At 66.1% G+C, this 2,301-nt stretch carries 3 protein-coding genes; all 3 read right to left on the bottom strand.

What is annotated here, in order from left to right; all coding sequences use genetic code 11:
• Nucleotides 1–78: 78 nt before the first annotated feature.
• Entirely contained in the window at nt 79–783 is a 705-nt protein-coding gene (locus Q319_RS0123225; protein WP_051655724.1) for a hypothetical protein, read from the bottom strand.
• Between the two features lie 67 nt (nt 784–850).
• Nucleotides 851–1,555 carry a hypothetical protein gene (locus Q319_RS0123220; protein WP_029484754.1) on the bottom strand — a complete coding sequence of 235 codons (705 nt, stop codon included), beginning with the start codon at nt 1,553–1,555 and terminating at the stop codon, nt 851–853.
• Nucleotides 1,552–2,082, bottom strand: coding sequence for an RNA polymerase sigma factor (locus tag Q319_RS0123215; protein ID WP_029484753.1), 531 nt, complete (start codon nt 2,080–2,082; stop codon nt 1,552–1,554). The genes Q319_RS0123220 and Q319_RS0123215 overlap by 4 nt, the downstream gene beginning before the upstream one ends.
• Nucleotides 2,083–2,301: the final 219 nt, after the last annotated feature.

The raw sequence follows: 2,301 nt of genomic DNA, 5'->3' as shown, positions 1-2,301 counted from the left end.
GCTTCGTGCCAACCTGAACAACATCAATCCCCTGGTGAGTCTGGATGACGTTCGCCACGCTGCCTTTCCGATCCCAGCTTAGCGGGATGCACCCGCATCGCCGGGCTTGCTGTCCTTGGCCCAGAAATACAGCGGCTTGCCGTCATAGGTGACCTGAAGTGCGCCGTCCTTGCGGGTGGTTGTCCCCAGTTTGCTGCCTTTCTCGGCGGGCAGGTAAGCGGTCAGCAGCGGCGGCCAGGCGGTAGCGCAGCCGTCATAACAGGTACTGACACTCTTCTCGTCCTTGGTGAACAGATACAGGGTCATGCCGTTCGGGGCAACCAGATATTCACCCAGCTCGCCGCCCTTGGCCGTGCCGACGGTGGGGCCGGGATTGACCGCGTACCAGACCTTGCCCACGTCCTGCCCAGTGGTGTCGCCCGCCTTCTGGTCCCGCACCCAGTAATACAGGGGCCAGCCGTTGTAGGCCACCTGCCGCGCGCCGTCTTTACGTTTGACCAGACTCAACTTGCCGGGCATCCCAGCGGGGAGTTTGGGCAAGGCATCGGTCAGCAGTGGGGGCCAGGCCACGGCGCATTGCTCGTAGCAGTTGGTCACATTCGGCGTGTCCTTGGTGTACAGGTACAGGGTCATGCCCTTGTCGCCAGTCAGGATGCTGCCCAGCTTGGCGTCCTGGCGCAGCTCAAGTTGCGGGGTGGCGGCACTGGCGAGCGAGGTGCTGGCCAGGGTCAGGCTGGCGAACAGGGCGAGGGCGGCGGTGCGGACAGTCTTGGTCTTGATCATGGGGAGCCTCCACTCCTAGAAACGCGACGGAGGGCTGTTTGGATTCAAACTCACCCTTGACCTCAATTCAGAGGCTGGCCCACCCCAGGATCAGTGTCGGTCTGGTCTGTCCGGTCATGTCGCGCCCGGCATCTTCCAGGCTGACGCACACGTAATCGCCGCCGCGCACGCTGGCGGCCAGGACGCCGTGGGCGCTGCGGGTGGTGGGGGTCAGGGGATCGCCGCGTTTCCAGTTGGAGGCCACCCAGACCTGATAGACCTTGCCCGGCGCGGGCGGTGGCAAGACGAACAACACCTCGCGGCTGGGCAGCAGCAGCAGGTGTCCGGCGGTGGGCTGGTCTTTGGCCCGCAGACCCACCACGGACACCCCCGGTTGCGCCAGCCAGCCCGCCACCTGACGCTGCTCGGCGCGCAGGGCGTTGGCCTGAACCTGCTGCCAGCCGCCCCAGCCGATGGCCCCCGCACCCAGCAGCGCGAGAACGACGGGCAGGGCGAAGGCAGATGGGCGGGGAGAGACAAACCGTTTTCTACCAGCAGGCGCGCCAGGAGCTGCCCGCGCTGGCAGCCGCAGCGTTCGGCGCAGCGGCGGCACTTCGCCCACCAGTGGCAACGCCTCCACCTGGGCCACGAGTTCAGCCCGCCACGCCACCACCCACGCCCTGCACGCCGCGCAGCCCAGCAGATGGGCCTCGGTCTCAGCCTGCGCCGGGCCGCCCAGATCGCCCACCGCGTAGGCCCGCAGCACATTCATGTCGGGGTGCGGGGCGCTCATGATCCCTCCAGGGTACGGCGCATCCTCGCCAGCGCGCGTCGCACGCGTGTTTTGACCGTCCCCAGCGGCAGGGCGTGCGCGGTGGCGATCTCGCCGTGGCTGAGGCCCAGGAAGAACGAATCGTGAATCAGCGCTTGATCGTGTTCGGACAGGTGAATCAGCGCGCCCTGAACCACCATACGGGTGTCCAGCTCCGACCCGGAGCTGGGAGACGGCACCTCGCCCAGCAGATCTTCGTCGCCGTCCAGCAAAGGCCGCGCGCCCCGCGCCCGCAGGCGGCTGAGGGCCTCGTTGCGGGCCACCGTGTACACGAAGGCGCGCGGCGAACCCAGTTCGGGCCGATACTGGTGGGCGCGCCGATAGACGCGGTCAAACGTGTCCTGTACCACCTCCTGCGCCTCCTCGCGGTCTCCCAGCAGCCTCCAGGCCAGGGCGTGAACATGCCCGCCCAGCCGGGCATACAGCTCGGTCAGCGCGGCCTCGTCGCCGTGGCGCAGCCGCAGCATCAGCGTGGGTTCGTCCGTCATGCGTCAACCATCATGGACTTCCATACAAGGATACGCACAGCAGGGGACATTGGATTCACCCAGACGATTTTTGTTGACGCAGCGACAGGGCCTCAAGTCGGTTAAGCCGTGAACAGCAGTGGTGGGGAGGTGGTGTTGCCTGGAATGTTCAGTACCGGACAACTTGCGTTTAAGTGGTGCTGGGTGCGGAGAAAGGTTGATTTAAGAGGCCGAAGTATA

This window comes from Deinococcus marmoris DSM 12784, from assembly GCF_000701405.1.
Lineage (GTDB): Bacteria > Deinococcota > Deinococci > Deinococcales > Deinococcaceae > Deinococcus > Deinococcus marmoris.
This window is presented reverse-complemented; position numbering and strand designations above follow the sequence as displayed.